Annotated in this window: 21 protein-coding genes; 12 read left to right on the top strand and 9 right to left on the bottom strand. The window is 65.0% G+C overall.

Going from position 1 to position 23,332, the window contains the following annotated elements; translation table 11 throughout:
- Window positions 1–7 precede the first annotated feature (7 nt).
- Genes AC4AMJ_RS28405 through AC4AMJ_RS28435 form a run of 7 tightly spaced genes read right to left on the bottom strand, consistent with a single transcriptional unit; the run spans window position 8 to window position 4,843 of the window.
- Window positions 8–1,327: an NAD(P)H-dependent oxidoreductase gene (locus AC4AMJ_RS28405; protein ID WP_489916314.1), complete on the bottom strand. Its 1,320-nt coding sequence runs from the start codon at window positions 1,325–1,327 to the stop codon at window positions 8–10.
- A gap of 2 nt (window positions 1,328–1,329) precedes the next feature.
- Window positions 1,330–1,758 (bottom strand): PTS glucitol/sorbitol transporter subunit IIA, encoded by a 429-nt coding sequence (locus tag AC4AMJ_RS28410; protein ID WP_489916316.1) that lies wholly within the window; start codon window positions 1,756–1,758, stop codon window positions 1,330–1,332.
- The gene (locus AC4AMJ_RS28415; protein ID WP_489916318.1) at window positions 1,755–2,132 is read right to left on the bottom strand and encodes a PTS glucitol/sorbitol transporter subunit IIB; all 378 of its coding nucleotides are present in this window, start codon (window positions 2,130–2,132) and stop codon (window positions 1,755–1,757) included. The genes AC4AMJ_RS28410 and AC4AMJ_RS28415 overlap by 4 nt, the downstream gene beginning before the upstream one ends.
- A gap of 49 nt (window positions 2,133–2,181) precedes the next feature.
- Window positions 2,182–2,778, bottom strand: coding sequence for a PTS glucitol/sorbitol transporter subunit IIB (locus AC4AMJ_RS28420; RefSeq protein WP_489916320.1), 597 nt, complete (start codon window positions 2,776–2,778; stop codon window positions 2,182–2,184).
- Between the two features lie 11 nt (window positions 2,779–2,789).
- Window positions 2,790–3,443: a PTS glucitol/sorbitol transporter subunit IIC gene (gene srlA, locus AC4AMJ_RS28425; protein WP_489916322.1), complete on the bottom strand. Its 654-nt coding sequence runs from the start codon at window positions 3,441–3,443 to the stop codon at window positions 2,790–2,792.
- A gap of 33 nt (window positions 3,444–3,476) precedes the next feature.
- Window positions 3,477–3,860 (bottom strand): transcriptional regulator GutM, encoded by a 384-nt coding sequence (locus AC4AMJ_RS28430; RefSeq protein ID WP_489916324.1) that lies wholly within the window; start codon window positions 3,858–3,860, stop codon window positions 3,477–3,479.
- Window positions 3,860–4,843 carry a sugar-binding transcriptional regulator gene (locus tag AC4AMJ_RS28435; protein ID WP_489916326.1) on the bottom strand — a complete coding sequence of 328 codons (984 nt, stop codon included), beginning with the start codon at window positions 4,841–4,843 and terminating at the stop codon, window positions 3,860–3,862. Before AC4AMJ_RS28435 ends, AC4AMJ_RS28430 begins: the two co-directional genes overlap by 1 nt.
- A gap of 245 nt (window positions 4,844–5,088) precedes the next feature.
- Between AC4AMJ_RS28435 and AC4AMJ_RS28440 the strand changes: the two genes are divergently transcribed.
- The 7 genes from AC4AMJ_RS28440 (at window position 5,089) to AC4AMJ_RS28470 (ending at window position 14,245) form a co-directional block, all read left to right on the top strand.
- Window positions 5,089–5,781 carry an HAD family hydrolase gene (locus tag AC4AMJ_RS28440; protein ID WP_489916328.1) on the top strand — a complete coding sequence of 231 codons (693 nt, stop codon included), beginning with the start codon at window positions 5,089–5,091 and terminating at the stop codon, window positions 5,779–5,781.
- Between the two features lie 26 nt (window positions 5,782–5,807).
- The gene (locus AC4AMJ_RS28445; protein WP_489916330.1) at window positions 5,808–9,215 is read left to right on the top strand and encodes a pyruvate carboxylase; all 3,408 of its coding nucleotides are present in this window, start codon (window positions 5,808–5,810) and stop codon (window positions 9,213–9,215) included.
- The gene (gene lipB / locus AC4AMJ_RS28450) at window positions 9,215–9,934 is read left to right on the top strand and encodes a lipoyl(octanoyl) transferase LipB (protein ID WP_489916332.1); all 720 of its coding nucleotides are present in this window, start codon (window positions 9,215–9,217) and stop codon (window positions 9,932–9,934) included. Before AC4AMJ_RS28445 ends, lipB begins: the two co-directional genes overlap by 1 nt.
- Window positions 9,935–9,966: 32 nt before the next feature.
- The gene (lipA, locus tag AC4AMJ_RS28455; RefSeq protein WP_489916334.1) at window positions 9,967–10,953 is read left to right on the top strand and encodes a lipoyl synthase; all 987 of its coding nucleotides are present in this window, start codon (window positions 9,967–9,969) and stop codon (window positions 10,951–10,953) included.
- A gap of 315 nt (window positions 10,954–11,268) precedes the next feature.
- Window positions 11,269–12,843 (top strand): hypothetical protein, encoded by a 1,575-nt coding sequence (locus AC4AMJ_RS28460; RefSeq protein ID WP_489916336.1) that lies wholly within the window; start codon window positions 11,269–11,271, stop codon window positions 12,841–12,843.
- Window positions 12,844–12,896: 53 nt separating this feature from the next.
- Complete coding sequence (locus tag AC4AMJ_RS28465; protein ID WP_489916338.1) at window positions 12,897–13,397, top strand: hypothetical protein; 501 nt, start codon at window positions 12,897–12,899, stop codon at window positions 13,395–13,397.
- 68 nt (window positions 13,398–13,465) lie between these two features.
- On the top strand, window positions 13,466–14,245 hold the full coding sequence (locus tag AC4AMJ_RS28470; protein WP_489916340.1) for an alpha/beta fold hydrolase: 780 nt from the start codon (window positions 13,466–13,468) through the stop codon (window positions 14,243–14,245).
- Between the two features lie 44 nt (window positions 14,246–14,289).
- On the opposite strand, the gene AC4AMJ_RS28475 is transcribed toward AC4AMJ_RS28470, so the two are convergent.
- On the bottom strand, window positions 14,290–14,895 hold the full coding sequence (locus AC4AMJ_RS28475; RefSeq protein WP_489916342.1) for a TetR-like C-terminal domain-containing protein: 606 nt from the start codon (window positions 14,893–14,895) through the stop codon (window positions 14,290–14,292).
- Window positions 14,896–14,945: 50 nt separating this feature from the next.
- Here AC4AMJ_RS28475 and AC4AMJ_RS28480 point away from each other — a divergent pair, with 50 nt between their 5' ends.
- From AC4AMJ_RS28480 to AC4AMJ_RS28490, 3 genes are read left to right on the top strand one after another with little or no spacing between them, the layout of a single operon-like run.
- Window positions 14,946–16,061 (top strand): Rv3169 family protein, encoded by a 1,116-nt coding sequence (locus AC4AMJ_RS28480; protein WP_489916344.1) that lies wholly within the window; start codon window positions 14,946–14,948, stop codon window positions 16,059–16,061.
- An 11-nt stretch (window positions 16,062–16,072) separates the two neighbouring features.
- Entirely contained in the window at window positions 16,073–17,062 is a 990-nt protein-coding gene (locus AC4AMJ_RS28485) for a TIGR03617 family F420-dependent LLM class oxidoreductase (protein ID WP_489916346.1), read from the top strand.
- A gap of 5 nt (window positions 17,063–17,067) precedes the next feature.
- A complete protein-coding gene (locus tag AC4AMJ_RS28490) occupies window positions 17,068–19,464 on the top strand; it encodes a PEP/pyruvate-binding domain-containing protein (RefSeq protein WP_489916348.1) in 2,397 nt (798 codons plus the stop codon).
- Between the two features lie 159 nt (window positions 19,465–19,623).
- On the opposite strand, the gene AC4AMJ_RS28495 is transcribed toward AC4AMJ_RS28490, so the two are convergent.
- Window positions 19,624–19,983, bottom strand: coding sequence for a nuclear transport factor 2 family protein (locus tag AC4AMJ_RS28495; protein WP_489916350.1), 360 nt, complete (start codon window positions 19,981–19,983; stop codon window positions 19,624–19,626).
- Between the two features lie 232 nt (window positions 19,984–20,215).
- Between AC4AMJ_RS28495 and AC4AMJ_RS28500 the strand changes: the two genes are divergently transcribed.
- Entirely contained in the window at window positions 20,216–21,607 is a 1,392-nt protein-coding gene (locus AC4AMJ_RS28500; protein ID WP_489897037.1) for an IS1380 family transposase, read from the top strand.
- 328 nt (window positions 21,608–21,935) lie between these two features.
- Window positions 21,936–23,306, top strand: a complete 1,371-nt coding sequence (locus AC4AMJ_RS28505; protein ID WP_489916352.1) for an MFS transporter — start codon at window positions 21,936–21,938, stop codon at window positions 23,304–23,306.
- Window positions 23,307–23,332: the final 26 nt, after the last annotated feature.

The following is a 23,332-nucleotide window of genomic DNA, read 5'->3' on the forward strand; positions in this document are numbered from 1 at the left end:
TGTGCGGTCATGCGACGTTGTCGGTGTCGGCGAAAATCGGGAGTGGAGCACGCTCCAGCATCCGGTCCTGGAGCTGACGCAGCGCGGCGATGGTGGTTCCCGGCCGGAGTTCGACGTCATCAGCGGTGACCACGGCGTCGGCGGGGATATCGCGAATTACCTTGGCGCCCTGCAATAGTCCCAAGGGGACGAGATTTTCGGCCTTGGTTGTCTTCGCCGACTCGATCACACCGTACACGGTCGATCCGCCGATGCTGTCGATGGTGTCTCCGGCCTTGAGGTCGCGCTTGGCGCCGGCCACTACCTCGGCATTCCAGCATTCCGGCGCCAGGCTGGCGACGCCGTCGATGATGGCTTCGGCGATGCTCAGGGGGGCTTCTACGCTCGCGAGGTGGTACGGCCGGTACAGCGTGAAGTAGGGGCCGTCACCCATCTTCAGGTAAGTCATCTCCTCGGCGACGATGGGGTCGTCGGTCTTGACTATGGCGAAGACGCCCGGCGCTACGTCGCCGGTGCAGTAGTCCACGACCCCGGCGCGGTCGAGGACGCCACCGTCCTCCGTGGGGCAGAACGTTGCCGCGAGGGTGGCCACCGACGACGGAGGACCGTACATGCCGCGACGGCTGACCTCGAGTCCGGTGGTGTTGGCCAAGGACGCCATCTCGATCATGGCCTTGGATCCGTCGACGAAGCTGCACAACATCTTCGGATTCATGTGCTTACGCTCGGCCTCCTCGGCGAGCGATTCCGGCGTGGCGTGTGGATTGAGCGGATTGTTCTTGCCCTTGCCGGCGCACACCACCTCGAACGAGAGATCCCGCGCGAAATCCACAAGGCGCTTGGCCTCGGCGGGCTCGTCACCACGGCACACGGTGTAGATGCGTCCGGTCTGTTTCGCGATGGCGGAGAGCACATAGCCGATGGTGACGTCGCACTCGACGTTGAGCAGAGCGATGTCCTTGCCGGCGAGCATGCCATGGAACGCGACCTGGGCGCCGACTTCCGGCACGCCACTGGCGTCGACGATGATGTCGATGGGTAGCGTGTTCAGCAGGGCGGCGTCTTCCACAGCAACCGATGAGCCACCTAGGATGGCCTGAGATAGTTTCGCAATGTCATTGCCCGAGAGCGGTTCTGCGCCCGACTGCCGCAGTGCGGATTCAGCCTTACCTGGCAGTACATCGGCGACGGCGGCGATATGCATACCCGCGATGCGGTTGACCTGCGAGATGAATCCGAGTCCCATTTGTCCGGCTCCGACGAGGCCGACGCGGATCGGGCGGCCCAATTCCTTCTGGCGGGCGATGAGGCGTGCGGTGTAGCTCATGATCAGTTCTCCTGCTGTGTGGTGACGGTGGCAGTTGAGCTCACCGTGGTGGTAGATGTTCCGGCGATGACTCGGAAGGTGCTGCCGGAGCTGACAAGTGGAGGTATTACGGCGGGGAGGCAAACATCCCCCGGAAGTTTGGCGGTGTCTTCGCCGTTGAACTTCAGATCGATGTGCCCGAGATTCACGAGGTTGGCGTCGGCGACGTGTCCCACTGCCAGAACCGGGAATTGCTGACCGTCGAGCTCGATGACGTCGCCGACGCAGAGCCCACCGGTGGTCACTGACGCGCTGTGCAGGACGCTGATGTCGTGCAATTCCGGCGGGGCATCATCGCCGAAGAGAATAACGATGCCTTTCTCGAGAAAGCCGGGGACCATATCACCGACCTTGGTGACCTCGGTGTGGTAGCGGACGTGTGTTTCGCTCACTGGCCGCCCTCCTCGATGTTCTGAGGCGCGACGCCTGAGACGAATAGCTCCTCGGTGATGAACGAAGCAAGCGGACCGGAGGGCGTTGCTGCGTTGACATCGACGGTGAGGACCTTCTTCATCGGATACACGCCGACGCGAGCGGTTCCGCCACAGTCGATGACCGCGACCGCGATCTGGTCAAACGGCGCGGTGCTCTTGAAACCGTCAAATGTCTGGCCACCAGTCAGGTCCGCAATCTTTTGCGCCACAGGGTGGATGCCACCTCCGGTGACCGAATAGATCAGCGGACGTTCGGTCGTGGGGTGGATGACAAGGGGTCCGCCCCATCCGCCGTTACCCTTGCTGACGGTGACGGGCTTGTATTCACTCATGGTGTTCTCCTCTGTGTGGGTGGGCGGTAGTGCTGATGTGTGTGGGTGGTCAGTAGAGACCGAGGCTGAAGAAGTAGGCGATGACAACCGACAGCGGGCCGGTGATCAGGCGGGAGAAGAGTACTGCGGGAACGCCGATCTCGACTGTCTCGGGTTCGGCCTCGCCCAATGCCAAACCGACGGGGATGAAGTCGCAGCCGACTTGGCCGTCAATGGCGAACAGAGCAGGAAGGGCGTATTGGGGCGGAATCGCGCCCATGCCGATCTGCACGCCGATCAGGGTGCCGACGACCTGTGCGATGACCGCTCCTGGGCCGAGAACCGGGGAGAGCACCGGCAAGCAGCAGATCAAGCACATGAGGATCAGCCCGAGAAGCGATCCGGCGATGGGTGCGAGGTGCTCTGCGATGAAGTTGCCGATCCCGGTGGCGGTGATCAAGCCGATCAGGAAGGCGATGAATGCGAGGAATGGTAGGACGTTCTTGATGACGGTGTCGATCGTGTCGCGACCGGCCTGGTAGAAGATGTTGACAACGCCGCCGACTTTGCGACCGATGGTGGTCAGGACTCGAGTGGTCAGATCGAAGGCGTTGTTGATGCGGGAGGAGGGGGCGGAGGGGGTTGTCGTCGATTCGGTGGTGGTCATGTCAGTCGGTCCTAAGCGGTTGCGGCAGGGGAGGGTTTGGCTTGTTCGGCTTGTTTGGCCTTTCGTCGGGTGAGGATGCCGACGATGATGTCGGTGACGATGCCGCGAATGAAGATCACGATCAGGCCGACGTAGAAGTAGCGGACCGCCAGGTCGCCGATCGGGAGCCCTTGCTTGGTGATTCCTGCCGCGATGCCGGCGTAGACGAAGAGCTCACCGGGGTTGGCATGGGGAAACAGACCCAGAATCGGATGGACGAAGCTGACTGACGAGTCATAGAACGCTGCTTTGCGACGTTCCGGGAGGAAGCGTCCCATCGTGTAGCACATGGGGTTGGTGAGAAAAAAGACCGACAGGACGGGCAGAACGAGGTAGCGCAGCGGCCAATAGATGAGGCCCTCGCGGCCCGCGATGACGCCGAGGCGTTCGATGCGGTGGGGGCCAATGATGCGAATCAAGGCGTTGACCGCGGTGAGCAGCACGATGAGTAGCGGCAGGATGCCGGAACCCAAGCTGACCAGGGTTTTGGCGCCTTCCTCGAACACACCGATGAATGCGGTCGCGGCGTGTGACAGTGCGCCATTGACACCGCCCGATGGGGCCGGAGGTGGCGCCGGCGTGGTGGTGGGGGCGGCGTCATCGGCGAGAATATAGAGAATTGTCATGGTGGCGTTCCAATCTGGGGACGGTGGCGCGTATCAGCGACCGGCCGGTACGGCGGTGTTCTTGGTGTGGTTGACATAGAGCGTTGCGGCGTGAGCAGCGGCCGCAGTGACACGGCGAGAGGCTCCGACAACCCGACCCGCGGCAAGATCCTCGATGCGAATCCCGATGAGTTCGGTGGTGGTGGCCGCGCGAGCGAACACGGTGAATCCCTTCAGATGCTGCGCATCGGTCACGAGGCCATCGCGCACCGCGATCGCGGCGAAGGTTTTCAAACCGCGTCTGCGATCCATGCCCGTCACCACGCGGCCCTTGGGTGTCATCGAAGCGACAGAACGTCGAAACGCGTTGGCCTGCTTCCACATCAGCAGGATTTGCGCAAACCACACGGCGGCCAGTACTAGTGCGAAGGTCATCATCAGGAGGGATCCTCTCCGGGGTTGGGTGTAGCTGAGTCGAGCGCCAGGGCGGCGCGTGCGGCGCTCTCATCACAGACGAGAACGTTGAGATAGCGGCCGCGGAGAGCGCCAACGAGCCCGGGCGCCTTCACTCGACCTGATGTCACGCCAACGACCATGGGGATGCGTGACAAGTCTTCTAGCTGCACCGCGATGACGCGGTCCCGTACCGACGTGGACGCAACTCCAACACCGTTGATGTCGTAGTAGCGTGCGCAGATGTCGCCGGCCGGGCTCATCGCGTCGAACTCCGACCGCTCGTCGTCGTTAAGCGACAGCGAGTCGATGATGGCCGCGGAGGAGCTGTCGCCATAGGTCCCGACACCAACCAACGCGATGTCGGCGCTCTTGGCGGCGTCGAGAGCCGAGGCCACCGACTTCTCACTCAGGAAGGCGTCGAGGGTCGCGCGATTGGCGATCAGCGCGGGTGCGTGTAGGTAGCGGTAGCTCGCGCCAAGTCGGGTAGCGAGCTCACGGACGAGTTCCTGGCCGGTGACCTCGTGATGGACTGACGAGAGTCCGCCGACGAGTTGGAGGACCTCGACGTCGTATCGCCGGGTGGCCGTGGTCTCCCAGACCATGGCCTGTAGCGCGGTCCCCCACGAGACCGCCAGCCGCTGACCCTCGTTGAGGTTGTCAAGAAGCCATTCCGACGACAGCTTCGCCACGGTGTCCGCAGGTTTCGTACCGGGGGCATAGGCGGCTACGAGGCAATCGTGCAACCCGAACCGCACTTTCATCTGGTCTTCGAGATCCGGCCGGCGCTGCGCGGAGTCGACGATTCGGATCTGCACAATCCCCAGCTGCCGGGCGGCGGTGAGCATTCGTGACACATTCGACCGGCTGGTACCCAGTGCATTAGCAACTTCTTGCTGGGAGGAGCCATCGACGAAGTACATGCGCGCGGCTTTGACCAGCTGTTCCCGGTCGCGCTCTGCAGTCATATTCACATCCGTTCATTGCGCTCACATTCGTGTTGAAGCAGTTTTAGCATGTGATCCAGATCATTCGCAAGGCTGCGAGTGACCTGGAATTTGATCGAGGAGTGAACACACCGCGCACATATGTGCATCAAACTCACATTTGACACAGTCGCAAACGAGCCTCAGGATAGGTCTCACGGCACCCCAAACGTGGTGGGTATCACATTTCGTCCGCATCCTGCGGCTTGAGGAAGGGAGAACGCCTAGTGGCCGCGAACACCGTCAGCTCGTCGAATCCCCGGGCTCTGCAGGGAGTTGTTCTCGATTGCGATGGAGTCCTCGTCGATTCGGAGCCGATTCACGACGCGGTCACGCGCGACGAGCTTGCCGCCCGCGGGATCGAACTATTCGACTCCTTCTTCCGTCAGCACGTGGGTATGCGGGTCGAAGACCAGATGCGGGTGTTGGCCGGCGAGTACGGCTTCGATGCGGCCGAGCTCTATGAAGCTCGGGAAGACCGATTTTGGTCGTCACTCGCGAGCCGGGAGATCCCTCAGGTACCGGGCAGCGTCGACGCCGTTCGAGCAGTGGTCGCCGCAGGCATACCGCTGGGTATCGCTACGTCGGGCAATCGGCGGTGGATAAACCACGTGATGGCTTATCTCGGCATCGCCGACCTCGTCCTGGCGTCGGTGTCCGGCGACGACGTCACTCGGGCGAAGCCGATGCCCGAGCCCTACTTGACGGCGTGCTCGGCCATCGGGGTCGATCCGGGCCTCGTCGGAGTTGTTGAGGACTCCGCGCATGGGGTGCGCAGCGCGTCTTCGGCGGGGTGTCGAGTGATCCTGCTCGATCGAGTGGGCAAGTTCCCGGCCGGTGTCCCCGGTGCCTCGATGGTCGTGGACAACTTTGCTGATGCGCGAGACCTGATGCTCGCTGTCTCGTCCGAAAAACTTTGAACCGCTTCTCGAAAGGACAAGGAAGTATGTTCTCCAAAGTTCTCGTCGCAAACCGGGGTGAGATCGCGATCCGGGCGTTCCGAGCCGCTGTGGAACTCGGGGCGGTGACGGTCGCGGTATTTCCACATGAAGACCGCAAGTCCGAGCATCGCCTGAAGGCGGATGAGTCCTATGTCATCGGACAAGAAGGCCATCCGGTGCGAGCCTATCTCTCTGTTGACGAAATTGTGCGTGCCGCACGTCTATCGGGGGCCGATGCGATCTACCCCGGGTATGGGTTCCTCTCGGAGAACCCGGATCTCGCGGCGGCCTGTGAGCAGGCGAATCTGACATTCATTGGTCCATCGGCCGAGGTGCTCGAACTCGCCGGCAACAAGAGTCGGGCAATCGCGGCAGCCAGGTCCGCCGGCTTGCCGGTGCTCGCATCCTCGGCGCCGTCCGCTTCGGTTGACGAGCTCATGTCCGCAGCCGCCGCGATGAGTTTCCCGGTGTTCGTGAAGGCGGTTGCCGGCGGTGGCGGTCGCGGGATGCGACGTGTTGACGATCCGGACACGCTGCGAGAGGCGATCGAGTCCGCCTCGCGGGAGGCCGAGTCGGCGTTCGGTGACTCGACGGTATTCCTCGAGGAAGCCGTGATCAATCCGCGCCACATCGAGGTTCAGATTCTGGCCGACACCGCCGGGAACATCATCCATTTGTTCGAACGGGACTGTTCGGTGCAGCGTCGGCATCAGAAGGTCATCGAGTTGGCACCGGCGCCGAACCTGGATCCACAGCTGCGTGACCAGATCTGCGCGGACGCAGTCGCATTCGCACGTGCGATCGATTACACATGTGCGGGGACGGTCGAGTTCCTGGTCGACGAGAGTGGAAGGCACTTCTTCATCGAGATGAATCCGCGTATCCAGGTTGAGCACACCGTGACCGAGGAGATCACAGACGTCGACCTCGTACAGGCTCAGATGCGCATCGCGGCAGGTGCAACTCTGCCGGAACTCGGTCTGCGGCAGGGCGACATCGGGATACGTGGTGCGGCCCTGCAATGCCGGATCACCACCGAAGACCCGGCGAAAGATTTTCGGCCCGACACGGGCCGCATCACCGCCTACCGCACGCCCGGAGGTGCCGGTGTCCGCCTCGACGGGGGCACAGTTCTCGGAGCCGAGGTCGGCGCCTACTTCGACTCGATGCTGGTCAAACTCACCTGTCGGGGAAACGACTTCGAGGCGGCAGTCGCTCGTGCGCGTCGTGCAGTGACCGAGTTTCGCATTCGCGGAATCGCGACGAACATCCCGTTCCTGCAATCTGTACTCGATGACCCCGATTTCCGTGCAGGCCGAGTTACCACTTCGTTCATCGCCGACCATCCCGAGCTGTTGGGTGCCAGGGGTTCAGCTGACCGCGGGACCAAGATCCTCAGCTACCTGGCGGATGTGACCGTCAATCAACCGCACGGGGAGCGAGTGGCGACGGTCTATCCGCACGAGAAGCTGCCTACGATCGACCTCGGCGCTGCACCGGCGGACGGTTCGCGACAGCGGTTGCGCGCGCTGGGCCCAGATGCGTTCGCGCGTGCACTGCGTACCCAAGACGCGTTGGCGGTCACCGACACGACGTTTCGCGACGCCCACCAATCGCTCCTCGCGACTCGGGTGCGGACCCGGGACCTTCTGGCCGTCGCCGGCCACGTCGCACGCATGACACCGCAACTGTTCTCGCTGGAGGCATGGGGCGGCGCGACCTACGACGTGGCACTGCGTTTCCTGCACGAGGATCCGTGGGACCGACTTGCCGCGCTACGCGAGGCAGTCCCCAATATCTGCCTGCAGATGCTTTTGCGCGGCCGCAACACGGTCGGGTACTCGCCGTATCCTCAAACAGTGACCACGGCGTTCGTGGAGGAGGCGGCTGCCACCGGGATTGACATCTTTCGAATATTCGACGCGCTCAACGATGTTGAACAAATGAAGCCGGCGATCGATGCAGTCCTCGAAACCGACACGACGATCGCCGAAGTCGCGATGAGCTACACCGGTGATCTGCTCAACCCGGCCGAGGATCTCTACACCCTCGACTACTATCTCAACCTCGCCGAGAAGATCGTCGACGCCGGAGCGCACATTCTGGCGATCAAGGATATGGCCGGTCTGCTCAGGGCTCCGGCCGCCACAAGACTCGTGGGAGCACTGCGCGAACGTTTCGACCTGCCTATCCACGTGCACACCCATGACACGCCCGGCGGTCAGCTCGCCACCTACCTGGCCGCGGTTGCCGCCGGCGCCGACGCCGTCGACGGTGCCAGTGCGGCACTGGCAGGCACCACCAGTCAGCCGGCTCTGTCGGCGATCGTCGCGGGCACCGATTACACACCGCACGCCACGGGCCTCGACCTGCAGACGGTTTGTGACCTCGAGCCCTATTGGGAAGCGGTGCGGCGGGTCTACGCTCCGTTCGAATCGGGCTTGCCATCTCCCACCGGGCGCGTCTACCACCATGAAATACCGGGCGGGCAATTGTCCAACCTCCGGCAACAAGCCGTCGCGCTCGGTCTCAAAGACCATTTCGAAGACGTCGAGCTGAAATACGCCCAAGCGGACCGCGCGCTGGGCCGGTTGGTCAAAGTCACCCCGAGTTCCAAAGCGGTTGGCGACCTCGCGCTGGCCCTTGTGGGCGCGGACTTATCGATTGACGAGTTCACCGCGGAACCGTCCCGACTCGACATCCCTGACTCCGTCATCGGGTTCTTGCAAGGCGAGCTGGGCAACCCGGCGGGAGGCTGGCCCGAGCCGTTGCGCAGCCGGGCACTCGAAGGGCGCGGAGAACCGCGGGCCACTCTGGAACTGACGGCGGCGGACGAGAAGCTATTGGACGCGGGATCCTCGCTGCGGCGCGCCACGCTCAATCGGCTCTTGTTTCCTGGCCCCACTGCCGAGTTCGAACGGCACCGAGAGCAGTTCGGGGACACTTGGCTACTGTCGTCGAACCAGTTCTTCTACGGTCTCCGACAGGGCGAGGAACACCACGTCGAACTGGCGCCCGGGGTGACGCTACTCATTGGCCTCGAGGCGATCTCCGATCCCGATGATCGCGGCTTCCGCACGGTGATGTGCCTGCTCAATGGCCAGCTGCGACCGGTTCAAGTGCGCGACCGGTCGATCGAATCGGCACATCCGAACAACGAACGTGCGGATCGAGCCAACCCAGCACACGTCGGAGCCCCCTTCTCGGGCGCGGTAACACTGACCGTGTCCGAGGGTGACCGCGTCGCCGCCGGAGATCCGGTAGCCACAATCGAGGCGATGAAAATGGAGGCCGCCATCACCGCGCCACGGGCCGGTGTGATCACTCGAACGGCGATCACCAAGCTGCAACAAGTGGAGGCAGGCGATCTCATCATCGAACTCGGTGCCGTCGAATCAGAATCTGCGGCGTGATGTCCGTGTCAATCCGAGCCTTGCAGGACCAGGTGATGGTCCGGGTCATGGGTGTCATCGATTACCGACGAGCACTCGACGAACAACGACGCGTGGTTGCGACGCTGATGGAGGATCAGGCCGCCTGTGATCAGCTGCTGCTGCTCGAGCACCCGGCTGTTTACACCGCGGGCCGACGAACTGAACCGCACGAGCGGCCGAGCACGGTCACCGGTATCGAGGTGATCGATGTCGATCGAGGAGGCAAGATCACGTGGCACGGACCGGGCCAGCTCGTGGGCTACCCTATAGTCCGCCTCGGTGATTCGCTCGACACCCACGACTATGTTCGACGTATCGAACAAGCCCTCATCGCAGTGTGTGACAGGTACGGCCTCCACACAGGGCGCGTCGAAGGACGCTCTGGAGTATGGCTGGCAGCAAACAAAACGCGCCCACAGCGCAAAATCGCCGCCATCGGGATTCGCGTCACCCACGGGATCGCGATGCACGGATTCGCACTCAACGTCGATCCGGACCTGTCGGCGTTCGCCGATATCATCCCTTGTGGCATCACTGATGCCGGCGTCACTTCACTCAGTGCCGAACTCGGACGCGGTATTTCAATCGGTGACGTTATCGAGGATGTCGAGATAGCCGTCCTCGGCGCGCTCGATGGTGCGCTCCCCGTCACGACTCGTGATCTTGCCGTGCAGCCCTTATCTGCGGCTCACGGGTAGCGCGGCACTCCAGAAAGAAAGTAGGTCTGACAATGGCTGTCGACGCCAGTGGTCGAAAACTCTTACGTCTCGAAGTGCGGAACTCGCAGGTCCCTATCGAGAGTAAGCCACCATGGATCCGAGCCCGCGCGAATCAGAGTCCGGAGTATCTCGCTTTGCGTGCGCTCGTTCGGCGCGAAGGCCTGCATACGGTGTGTGAAGAAGCGGGTTGCCCCAACATCTTCGAGTGCTGGCGAGACCGGGAGGCAACCTTCCTCATCGGTGGGGAGCAATGCACTCGCCGCTGCGACTTCTGTCAGATCGACACCGGAAAGCCGGCGGCCCTCGACCGAGAGGAACCGACACGAGTCGCCGAGTCGGTACGTTCGATGGGGTTACGCTACGCAACAATCACCGGCGTCGCCCGAGACGATCTCGCTGATGGCGGAGCCTGGCTGTACGCGGAGACCGTCCGCAAGATCCATGAGCTCAACCCGGCTACCGGGGTAGAGAACCTCATCCCGGATTTCAACGCACAACCCGACCTGTTGCAAGAGGTCTTCGACTCACGGCCAGAGGTACTGGCGCACAACATCGAAACTGTGCCACGTCTATTTCAGCGAGCTCGACCGGCGTTTCGCTACGACCGCAGCCTGAGCGTGCTGTCGTCGGCGCGAAAGGCTGGTCTCGTCACCAAGTCAAACCTTATTCTGGGCATGGGTGAAACTATCGACGAGGTCAAGAGCACCTTGCTCGACTTGCATGGGGCGGGAACCGACATTGTCACCATCACGCAATACCTTCGCCCGTCGCCGCGGCACATGCCGGTGGACCGCTGGGTGAGACCGGAAGAGTTCGTTGAACTCTCGGCGTTCGCTGACGAAGTCGGGTTCTCCGGAGTGATGGCCGGACCGTTGGTACGTTCCTCCTATCGGGCGGGCCGATTGTTTGCACAGACCCTGGCTCGTCAAGGGCGCAAGTTGCCTACACGTATGAGCAGCGTGGATACAGCGGAATCAGATAATCCAGCATCGGCGTGATGACATGCAGCGGGAGTGTCTCCCGGTGCGGCCTGATGGCCTGCGGTGCCCCTTGGCAAGACGTGGCGAAGCCACGCGCTGGCAGGCTAGGCCCCTGCGAACCCCAGCCTGCCGTGTGGTGGTTCTCGCGCGGCCGCCAATCGCCCGTGCACTCGCAACCCTGAACGTCGGTGCCTTTGTCGTCACGTCGCCGCCGCGTCCGACCACACCTGCGTGGTCTGTCGGGTCGGCTATCCCCCAACCGGGCTAATGGTGGCAGGCAACCGGAGACTGCGGCGAGCGCACGAGCGAAGTGAGGTTCGCAAGTCGCGTCGCGTGCAGAAGGCGGTTGTGGCCCTGAGTGCGGGAATCGCTGTCGGCGTGGGCACCGCGGGTGCGGCAGGTGCCGAGACAATCCAAGCGCAGACGATCTCACAGAACGGCTACGCCAGCGCCGAGAATCTGATCGCCATCGCCGACAACCTCGGGCGGACCCAGATCGCGATGCTGGCACCGGTCGGGTCGATCCTGCCCGAGGGTTGGGTGCCGGTGGTTTCCAGCGAGACGTCCAGCAACACCGAGCAGCTCAACTTCCTCGAGGCGCTCACCAATGGTGGCGAACTCTTGCTGGCGGTGCCCGACACCGGCCACGTTCCCGGGGCCTCCACGGCGTTGTCCGGCATCAGCCCGCAGGTGGCGCAGGGCCTGGCCGCGATTCCGCTGGCTGGCACCCTTGGCAGCGGGGCGACGGTGTACGGCAAGATGGCGACGAGCCTGCTCGCGCTGAACCTGATCAACCCGACCACGGACATCCGGAACAGGCTCGCCGACCTGGCCGAGGCCGTCGGCAGCGACAAGGTCGACCAGGACGCCGGTCAGCTCACCGGAATTCCGTCGATCGACGACGCCCTGGGCTTCTGGACCGGCAGCCGGACCACGTCGAACTGGACGGGCACCACCAGCTGGCTGGGGGCCACCGGCACCAACTGGATCAACCAGGACCGGGTCACCATGGATGGGATCACCTCCGAGCAACTCAAAGCGCTGTTCGGACAGAATCTGAATCAGCCGGATGCGCTGGTGGTCAAAACCGGGTCGACGAAGTGGGTGCAGACCGGTCAAACCTGTGTCTGGGGGATCTACGTTCCCAAAGGTGAGTTCCGGTGGGTGGGTGAGACCGACGCAGCCGGCAACCAGATCCACACCACCATTTACGACCCCAACGACGCGGTAGGCGACGCGCTGTCCGCACTCGACGGCATCGACGTCGGCGGGTTCTCGATAACCCAGCGCGAGGCCGGCGGCGCCTACACCGGAGCGCTCGGCGGCAGCGCCGGATGGCTGGCCGCCGCCACGCAGGTCGTGGTGCCCGGGGTGGGTGGCGCCGACGACTACGTCGCCACTGTTCCCCTCTACGCTGCCGGCGTCAGCCTGCCCGACGACTTGTTCACCACGGGCATGCAGTTGAGCCCGGGGCTGGTGACAACCAGTGGCCAGTCGGTCAATTCAGTTCTCGGGAGCCGTTCGGCCACCTGGTCGCTGCCCGGAGCCGGGCTGGGCGTGCAGCGGACCTCCCTGTTGGAGTCCAGTCACCTCGGGCCGGATGGTTTCGCCTACAACTCCGGTTGGACGATCGCGACCATCACGCTCGGCGATGTGACGGTGCCGGTGGTGTATTCGCTGGGTTCGATCAACGTCGGCCCCAATGGGATCGGCGCGAGCGGTCCCTCCTTCATGGGTGTCGGACTTCCCGGGTTCCAACTGGGTTCTGCCCCATCGGGATCCACATCGTCGGCTATCCCGGATGCCATCGCGCAGCTCCTCGGTGACCTACCCACCTCGGTCATCACCCTCACGCCCGAGCTGCTGTTCCAGCTCGCGCAGATCGAGGATCCCACCGGGGAGTCCTGAGTGATCCGATCGGCACCCTCGAGAAGGTCCTCAGCCCACTGTTCACCCAATACGTGACGCCCACGGCCACACAGATCTCGCAGGCAATCGCCGACGCTGCCACCGAGGTGATCAACAAGGGGTCGAGCCGAATCACAGCCACCACCAGCAAGGTCGCCGAGGAGACCGAGAAGCTCGCCGACAACACCGAGCGTGTCAGCCAGGATGTGACGACTACGCCGGCCACCGTGGAACCGACTGCGGCCGAGACGATCAGCGAATCGAATGCCGGCCGGCATGCTCTGCCCGAGGGGCAGACCGCGCAGTTCACCGGCACGGAAAGCTCGACGCCGTATGTCGGCCAGCACCGTGCGGACGACAGCAAGTCGGCAGGCGGAACCTCCGAAAGCAGCGCCGACAACAGCAGCTCCGAGACCGCTGACTCCGACGAGGCCGGTCCTGATCTCGACGGCTCCGACGCCGCTGGCTCCGAGACCGCCGGCACCAACGGCGGTGACTCCGGCGGCACTGTGTCTGATGGCGGCGACGATGCCGGGGCAGCCGGCGGCGAGTAGGTGACTCGGCACCGGTGCGCGCGCCCGGTTCGCATCCACACGGCGGTGACGCGCACTACGCTGAACCCGTGACCTCCGGCATCGGCGACTACACCACCATCAGTCATCCCGTCCCCGACACGCGTGTGTGGCATGAGGTCCACGGCGACGGCCCACCGCTGGTGCTGCTGCACGGAGCGTTTTCCGGCGCGTCGTCGTGGGGCGGGCAGGTGCCGGCGTTCGTTGACGCGGGCTGGAAGGTGTATTGCCCGGAACGGCACGGCCACGGACACAGCCCGGATGTGACCGAGGAGTTCCACTACGCCGACATGGCGGCCGAAACCATCGCGTACCTCGATGAGGTGGTTGGCGGGCCTGCCGCCATCGTCGGGTGGAGTGACGGTGCCGTCGTCGCGGTGCTGGTGGCGGTGCAGCGGCCCGACCTCGTCCGTTGCCTGGTGTTGCTCGGCCAGTACTTCAACAGTTCCGGCCGCGCCGCCGGCGGAATCCTCGACGCACTGGAGTCGGCCGACAACGACATGATGGAGTTCTTCGCCGCCGACTACGCCGCCGAATCACCCGACGGCGCAGATCATTTCCCGGTCATCTTCGCCAAGACGATGGCGATGATCAGGACCGAACCCGAACTCGATCTGAGCGAGTTGTCGGCAATCACGGCGCCCACACTGGTGATGCAGGGTGATCGAGATGAGGTGACACTCGACCACAGTCGTGCGGTCGTCACGGCCATCGACGATGCGCGCCTTGCCGTGATCCCCGGGTCACACCTGATTCCCATCGAGGCCCCGCAGGCGGTCAACGCGGTGATTCTGCAGTTCCTGGGTGAGCCGGGCGACGGCCCTTCGTGACGCTCGCAAGCTCGCTCCCTTCGTGACGCTCGCAAGCTCGCTCGTCAGGGCGCATCGCCGGCCGGCCACCGCTCGGTGATCAGCTCGGTCATCTCGTTAACCCAGGTGTCGTCGAGGGCGGCGTCCTGGCGGATCAGGATGCGGAAGATCGCGGTGCCCGCCACCACCTCGGCGAGCATGGGCAACTGGTCGCGGTCGCGGCGTTCTTGTCCGAAGCGGGATTCGAACGTGGTCAGGTTGCCGGCCAGCCGGGCGATCATCATGGTGTGGACGTCGCGGTCGGCAACGGTGTCGGCGATCAGCCCGGGTAGCGCCATCCGCACCTCCGGGCTGTCGAACATCGCCCGGACCGTCTCGACCAGCGCCCGGATGTCGTCGCGAATATCGTCGGTCTCATCCGGCGGGGGCAGCGTCTCGGCGGATAGCACCGCCTCGTGGACGAGTTGTGCCTTGCCCGACCACCGTCGGTAGATGGCGGCGGTGGTGGTTTCGGCGCGCGCGGCGATCGCCGACAACGACAGCGCGGAGTACCCCGTCTCCAGAATCAATTCCCGGGTGGCCGCGATGATCGCGGCGTCGATCCGCCCGTCCCGTGGCCGGCCCGGCGGTGGGCCGGACCTCTTGCCATCGTCGGGGCTTTCTGCTGTCATGACCACAGCATAGTTCCAATACAGTGTGCATCGTATTTGAGGGAGAGTTTGTGAAGCTGAGCCCGCTCGACGAGTATCCGATTCATCAGACGCCTGCACCGATCTCCTGGCCGGCCACCTCTGATCGGAACTTCTATGACCGCTCGTACTTCAACGTGCTCGACCGCGACGGGCGCTTCATGGCGCTCACCGGGATCGGCTACTACCCGCGCCTCGGCGTCAAGGACGCCTACTTCGTGGTCCGTCGCGGCGACACCCAGACCGCAGTGCACCTGAGCGACGCGATCGATGACGACCGGTTGCACCAACACGTCAACGGCTACCGCCTCGACGTCGTCGAACCACTCCAGGAGATGCATCTGACGTTGGCCGAGACCGAAGGCATCTCCGCGGATCTGACCTGGCGGGGTTTGTTCCCCGCGGCACTGGAACGACCCCACGAGATGCTCACTGACCGGCGGGTCACGTTGCAGGCCAGCCGCTTTGCCCAGGTCGGCACCTGGGAGGGCTGGATCGACGTCGACGGCGAACGGCTCAGCGTGGAGCATGACACCAGCGTGGCCAGCCGCGACCGATCCTGGGGCATCCGTCCGGTCGGCGAGCCCGAGCCTGCCGGACGTCCCGACGCCGCATTCCGCGGAATGTGGTGGCTGTACCTGCCGCTGGCCTTCGACGACTACCAACTGTTCTTGATCCTGCAGGAGGACCCCGACGGCCACCGCAGCCTCTACGACTGCACCCGCCGGTGGCGCGACGGCCGCGTCGAACAACTCGACGGGGTGCGCGTCACCATCCACTACACGCACGGTACCCGGATTCCGCACGGCGCCCATGTCGAGTTCATGAATCGTGCCGGCGATCAGATTGCGCTCGATGTCGAGTCGAAACTGTTCGCGCCCATCGCATTCGGATCGGGTTACGGTGGCGACTCCTCCTGGGCGCACGGCAGCTGGAAACAGGAGGCGTTTGCCGAACGCGTCAGCTTCGACATGACCGACCCCGAGGTGATGGCCCGCGCGCCGTTCAGTCTCATCGACCACGTCGCCGCTGCGGTGTGCACCGAGCCGGACGGGCAGACACGTTCGGGCGCAGGCCTGTTCGAGCACGGCGTGCTCGGACCGCACCAACCGTCGGGATTCTCCGACTGGACCGACGTGGCCGGATAGGGGGCGATCGCATGAAGATCATGACAGCGCTGTTCAACCCCACCGACGCGGTCGAGCGCGCCACCGCCCTCCAGGAGGCCGGCGCATCTGGGGTGTTCACCTTTGAGGGTCCGCACGACGTGTTCACCCCGCTGGTGCTGGCGTCGGCGGTCAAGGGCCTCGACGTGATGTCCAACGTGGCGATCGGGTTCCCGCGCAACCCGATCCAGCTCGCCCATCAGGCCAACGACCTCCAGTTGCTGTCGGAGGGCCGGTTCATCCTGGGACTGGGCACGCAGGTGCGTGCACAGATCGAGAAGCGCTACGGCGCCGAGTTCGATCATCCGGTCGCGCGGATGACCGAACTGGTGGGTGCGTTGCGCGCGATCTTCGCGACCTGGGCTGACGGCGCACGACTGGACTTCCGCGGCGAGTACTACCGGCACACCTTGATGACGCCGACCTTTGTTCCCGGGCCCAACCCGTACGGTCCGCCACCGATCTATCTCGGCGCGCTGGGGCCGCGGATGACCAGAGCCACCGCGGAGGTGGCCGACGGGCTGCTGGTGATGCCGTTCGGGACGAAACGATTCCTGCACGAAACCACCCTGCCGTGCGTCCGCGAGGGCCTGGCCGCGGCCGGCCGTAGTGCCGACGACTTCGAGGTGGTCCCCGAGATCATCGTGTCGGTCGACTCCGCAGCGGACGCAGACCACACATCGGCCCGAATGCTGTTGGCCTTCTACGGTTCCACCCCGGCCTATCGTCCGGTACTCGACGCCCACGGCTGGGGTGATCTGCAGCCCGAGCTCAACGCCATGTCCAAACAGGGGCGCTGGCAGGAGATGGCCACCCTGATCGACGACGAGATCCTGCACACCATCGCCGCCTGCGGCACCCCGAAGCAAGTGGCCGCACACATCCGTGACCGCGTCGACGGAGTCTCGGACCGGATCTGCCTGTATCAACCAGGGCCGATCGGCGTCGACGCGCTCGCCGAGATCGTCGACGAGCTGCGGTGATTCCCATGACGCCGAGCACCATCGAACTCGACGACGTCACCGACGACCGCTACGGCGGCAAGGCGGCGGGCCTCGCCCAACTGCGCCGTCTCGGCCTGCCGGTACCCGGGGGATTCGTGATCGCCGACGTGTCGGCACCCGGTGCGATCGACGACGCCGCCGCCCGATTCGCCGAGATGGCTGCTGCCGGCGCCACTCCGGTGGCGGTGCGGTCCTCGGCGGTCGGCGAAGACGGCACCGACCAGTCCTTTGCCGGGCAATACGACACAGTCCTCAACGTCGACTCCGCCGACAGCTTCACTGCCGCCGTACGCACCTGCGCTGCCTCGGTGCACTCCCGACGAGCCACGTCGTACCGCGACGAACCCGCGGCCACCATGCATGTGGTGGTTCAGCAGATGGTCGACGCACGCGCGGCCGGAGTGGTGTTCACCGCCGACCCGACCACCGGCCGTCGCGACCTGATGGTGATCGACGCCGTCGCCGGGCTGGGCGAAGCGCTCGTGGACGGGACCGCCTCACCCGATCACCTCATCCTTGATGCAATCGGTCACGCGGTGGTGAACGAGGTCGCCGGGACACCGATCCTGTCGTCAGAAGACCTTGCGGACATACGATCCGGTGCACTGATCGCGGCCCGCCAGTGGGGTAGGCCGATGGATCTCGAATGGGCGATCGACCGTGCGGGAACGTTGTGGTGGCTGCAAGCCCGCCCGATCACGACCCTGCCCGGCGATCTCAACGAGATGGATTCGCCGGTCGCCGGCGCCGACCACGTCTATACGCGTTGCAACATCGGCGAGATGATGCCCGGCGCCTTCTGTCCGCTGACGGCATCGGTGTCCGGGTATGCCATCGACTACGCGATGCAGATGACGCAGGTGGTGGCCCGAGCCCAGGACCGGTACGAGACACCGTGGCTGCAGGTCGGCTACTTCTACGGGCACATGTTCCTGAACCTCACCGAGGGCACGGGACTGAGTTCGGGAATCCTGGGCAACTCCCTGGAGCAGTTCTCCATGTCGATCTGCGGTCGGGTGATCGACGAACTGACACCCAAACCGCCGCAACCCTTCCACCGCAAACTGGTCAACACGGCACGACTCACCACCCACGCGTTGTCTGTGGGTTCCAAGGTCCGCCACCTGGACGAGCAGATCACGGGTTTCCGGATACCGACCGGTGACGATCCACGACTGATCCTGCAGCAGTTGGAATCCGGTGTCGAACAGTACTGCGACGTGACGTTGACCCATGTGCGGTCGTCATCGCGCGCCGCGGTGGCCGCCAACATACTCGAGAGCGTCCTGATCCGCCGCGCCATCAAGGACGGACGCAGCGAGGAGGAGGGCCGGACCGAGGCCACCCGACTGATGGCCGGGGCCAGTGACGTGGAGAGCGCGCTCATGCTCGATCAGCTCGACGCGGTGGTACGCACCCTCGCCGTCGACACCGGCGCGGCCGAGAAGTTCCTGTCGACCGCGCCGGCCGAAGCGGTCACCGAGTTGCGAGCCGCAGACACCGCCAGTGGTAACGCGTTGCGGCAGTTCTTGACCCGGCACGGTCACCGCGGCTACCGCGAACTGTGCATGCGCGATCCCTCCTGGGCCGACGACCCGGGTGGCCTGGGCGCGATGATGCAGGTCATGGTGCGCTCGGTGCTCGATCACCCCGACCTCGTGCCGGTGCAGACCGAGGTTGCGGCGCCCGCGTCGGCCGCCATCCGCCGGTTGGCCGGCTTGGCGCAGCGCGGGGCGCGCGGACGTGAAGAAACGAAATCGAAGATGGCGCTGATGGCGCACCGGCTCAAGCGGGGCTACCGCCACCTGGGTGAGGTGCTCGCCGAGTCGGGTCGCTTGCCGGATGCCGATCTGGTCTTCTTCTTCGATCGTGCCGAACTGCATCGCATCGTCGGTGCCGAGAACATCGACGGACTCGTGCACCGTGCGCTGGCACGTCGAGAAGCCCTGGCATTCCAGGATTCCCTCGAGTTCGACGATGTGTCGGTGGGGCGGCCGTCGCCACGTGTGGCCGCACCGCCGCGCGTCTTCAGCGGCGATGAGATCGTCGGCCGTCCGGCCAGCCGGGGAGTGGTGGAAGGGACTGTGCGCGTGGCCAAGTCGATTATGGATGCGCGTGATGTGCGGCGTGGAGAGATCCTGGTTGCCCCGGTCACCGACGTCGGCTGGACCCCGTATTTCACCGTGATTGCCGCGCTGGTCACCGACATCGGCAGTTCGGTGTCGCACGGCGCAGTGGTGGCCCGCGAGTACGGACTGCCCTGCGTGGTCAACACCCTGGTGGCCACCCAGGTGCTCCAGACCGGCGACCGCGTACGGGTGGACGGGGATCGAGGTCTGGTGACCCGCCTGCCTCCGCTCCCTGTCTCCACCGATCCCTGAGGAGGTCCGGAGCGCCCCCACCGATCCCTGAGGAGGTCCGGAGCGCTAGCGGAGGACCGTCACCAAGGGCCCCTTCGTGACCCTCGCAAGCTCGCTCCTCAGGGAGCGTGGGGGTGGCCCTTCGTGACGCTCGCAAGCTCGCTCCTCAGGGACCGAGGATCAGGTGAGAACCGTGAACAATTTGGCGATCTTGCCATCCTCGATCAGTGCCACATCGAACCCCGACGCGATCACCTGGTCGGAGCCGGGTGCCACCACACTCCACGCCAGGTGACCCATCCCCGGAACCTGATGAATCGGACCGGCTTTGATGAAGGACAGTCCGTTGAGGGGACCATCGAGCAGGGCGTCGACCTTCGTCGTGAGCTGCTCGTGCCCAGTCGCCGTGCCCTCGGCGTCGGTGAAGACGACATCCGCGGCGTAGGTGCGGACGATCGCGTCCCAGCGACGATCGCGGTCACGTTCGTTGAACACCTCGAGGAGGTTGGCTCCCATCAGGCGGATGATGTTCTCGCTCATGTGACCTCCGATATGGGGTTGCCCGGCTCAGATTAGCGCAGGTGGGGCGCGCTGGCCCACCCTCGTCTTCGATCGCTGAGGAGGTCCGATCCCGGGATCCCCCCGGTCCCTGAGCCTGGATCTTTCATGTTTGTTTGGGGTGTTCGGCGTGGGAAATGCGAAAGTGCCTACCTGGCAAGGGATTATTGAATCTCCACAACACAATAATTCCTGGCAGAAAGGCACTTCGCAGGTGAAGCATAACCGCTATCCCCGTCTGGTTGTCGATGATCAACGCCGCGAGTCGCTGACGAGTTCGTCGGGGGCGTTGCTGCTGCGTGACGCGGCGCAGGTCGCGGGCCTGGACGAGGCGTTATCGGCGGCGTTGGCGCCGTGGACCTCGCCGCGGGCCACCCATGATCCGGGCCTGATGCTGCTGGATCTGGCGATCGCGTTGGCTCTGGGCGGTGACTGCGCGGCCGACGTGGCGATCGTGCGAGCCCAACCCGACCTGTTCGGGCCGGTGGCCTCGGATGCGACGTTCTCCCGGCTGATCAGCGTGTTGGCCGACGACCTGAGCACGGCGCTACCGGCGATCCGCGCCGCGCGTGCCGCGGCCCGCACCCGGGTATGGACGCGGGCGCGCCCGCTGGCCGGAACACCCGGCACCCGCGATGGGGGGCAGGTGATCGTCGATCTCGACGCCACCACCATCGGTGCGCATTCACTCAAAGAACACGCCCAACTGACCTACAAACGCCAGTTCGGGCATTCCCCGATGTGCGCGTTCGTCGATCACGGCCAGTACGGCACCGGCGAACCACTGATCATCGATCTACGCCGCGGCGGCGCCTCCCCACAAGGCGCCGACCTGCACATCAACACCACGACCGCCGCGCTGGCCCAACTGCCCGCCGCCGAACGCCCCCAGGTGCTGCTCCGCACCGACGCCGGCGGCTGTTCCAAAAAATTCCTCAGGTTCCTGCGCGCCGAGAAACTCGCGTACTCGATCGGGTTCACCCTCTACGACAACGTCAAAACCGCCATCGCCGCGCTGCCCGAGCAGGCCTGGCGCGATGCGTTCAACGGTGACGAACAACCCCGCAACGGCGCCCAGGTCGCCGAGCTCACCGACCTGATCGTCCCCGCCGCCGACCCCACCGACCCCTGGCCGGCCGGGATGCGCGTCATCGTGCGCCGCGAATACCCCGACCCCGGCGCCCAACTACGCCTGACCGACATCGACGGCCGCCGCTACACTGCGTTCGCCACCAACACCCGCGGCACCGGCTGGACCCTGCCGGTCCTGGAACTACGCCACCGCCAACGCGCCCGCGCCGAAGACCGCATCCGCAACCTCAAAGACACCGGCATGGCCAACCTGCCCTTCCACGAGTTCACCAAAAACCAGATCTGGCTCGAAATCGTCTGCCTGGCCGCCGAACTCTTGGCCTGGACCCAAACCCTATGCTGGCCCGAACACCACCCCGCGCGCCTCTTCGAACCCAAACGCATGCGCCTATGCATCCTCGCCGTGGCCGGACGCACCATCCACACCGGCCGACGCCACCTGCTACGACTACCCCGCGGCTGGCCCTACAACGACCTCATCTACCAGGGCTACACCGCCCTGCACGCCGCCTGACACACCACACAGCAGCCCCTGCCCCTCAACCCAGGACCCGAAGAACCGGCGAACACCAGCGCCGGCGATCACCCACACCCACACCACACCAACCCCACACCCAGCCGCCGAAACCCCCAACCCACCACCACATGAAAGATCGAGGCTGAGGAGGTCCGGAGCGCTAGCGAGGGCGGGCCCTTCGTGACGCTCGCAAGCTCGCTCCTCAGGGAGCGTGGGGTGGCCCTTCGTGACGCTCGCAAGCTCGCTCCTCAGCTCAGGGACCGTGGGGGTGACGCGCTCCTCAGGGGCCGTGGGGGGTGGCGTGCGTTGTCGATAGGGTGGCCAGATGGCCGGAACCTCGACACGACTGCTGCCCGGCCTGGTCTACGCGGCGCTATCGACTGCTGTGGTCAGTTCGCTGGGCATGCTGCTGGTGCCCAGCGTGGCCGAAGAGTACGACGTGGCGGTGGGCTCCGCGCAGTGGATGCTCACCATCAACCTGCTCGTCGGCGCGGTGACCACTCCGGTCATGGGTCGGCTCAGCGACGGCCCGCACAAGAAACGGCTGCTGATCTGGGCGCTCGCGGTGATCCTGCTCGGTTCGGTGATGGCGGCGACGGCACCCTCGTTCGGTGTGTTCTTGGCCGGTCGAGCCCTGCAGGGACTGTCCTACGGCATCGTGCCGGTCACGATCGCCCTCGCGCGTCGCTACCTGTCCGACGAGCTGGTGCGACCGGGCATCTCGGCGCTGTCGGTGACCGTGGCGACCGGCCTCGGCGTCGGCTACCCGCTGACCGGAGTACTGGCGTCGGGCTTCGGATTCCGGATGGCGTTCGTCGCCGCGGCGCTGTTTCTCATCACCGCGATGATCACCGTCTGGGTGGTGGTTCCCTCCGGCCCCGACGAGCGCGCGCCGCGGCAACGGTTCGACGTGCCGGGCGCGGTGCTGCTCGGCATCGGGCTCTCAGGAGTGTTGCTGGCGATCAGTGAAGGCCCCGACTGGGGGTGGCTCGATCCCCGCACGCTGGCAGCGCTGGTGATCGGAATCGTGGTGCTGATCGGATGGGGTGTGGTCGAACTGCGCGCCCCACACCCGATGATCAATCTGCGCATCTTCCGCCACACCGACGTCCTGCTGGCCAACGGCACTGCGATCGGGCTCGGCGCCGCACTGTACGTAGGACTCTCGATTGCCAGTCTCATCGCGCAGGCACCCACCAGCACGGGGTACGGCATCGCCCTGCCGTTGCTGTGGGCCGGCTTCGTGATGCTCCCGCTGTCGGTCGGGAGCTTCGGGGCGAACCGAGTGGTGCGACTGTTGGCGGCCCGGATCGGTTTACCCACACTGCTGCGGCTGGGTACTGCGACCATGGCGGTCGCCGCGTTTCTGATGCTGTTCGCCCACGACGCGTTGTGGGAGATCCTGATCGGGATGTTCCTGTTCGGCGTCGGCCTCGGCACGGCGTATGCCGCGATGCCAGCGCTGATCGCGCGCACGGTGGTCACCGAAGAGTTGGGCAGCGCCGTCAGTTTCAACCAGGTTCTGCGCACCGTGGGTGGTGCCGGCGGTAGCGCATTGTCGGGAGCGGTGCTGGCCGCGCACCCCGGGCCGGGCACGTTTCCGACCGAGAGTGGCATCTTGATCGCCTTGGGGCTGAGCGCGATCGGCTGTTCGATTGTCTTCGTCGCGCTGGCAGTGCATTTCGTGCTGCGGTGAGTTGGGCCCGGTGGTCGCCCACAGCG

It is taken from the genome of Gordonia sp. LMA484, from assembly GCF_058129505.1.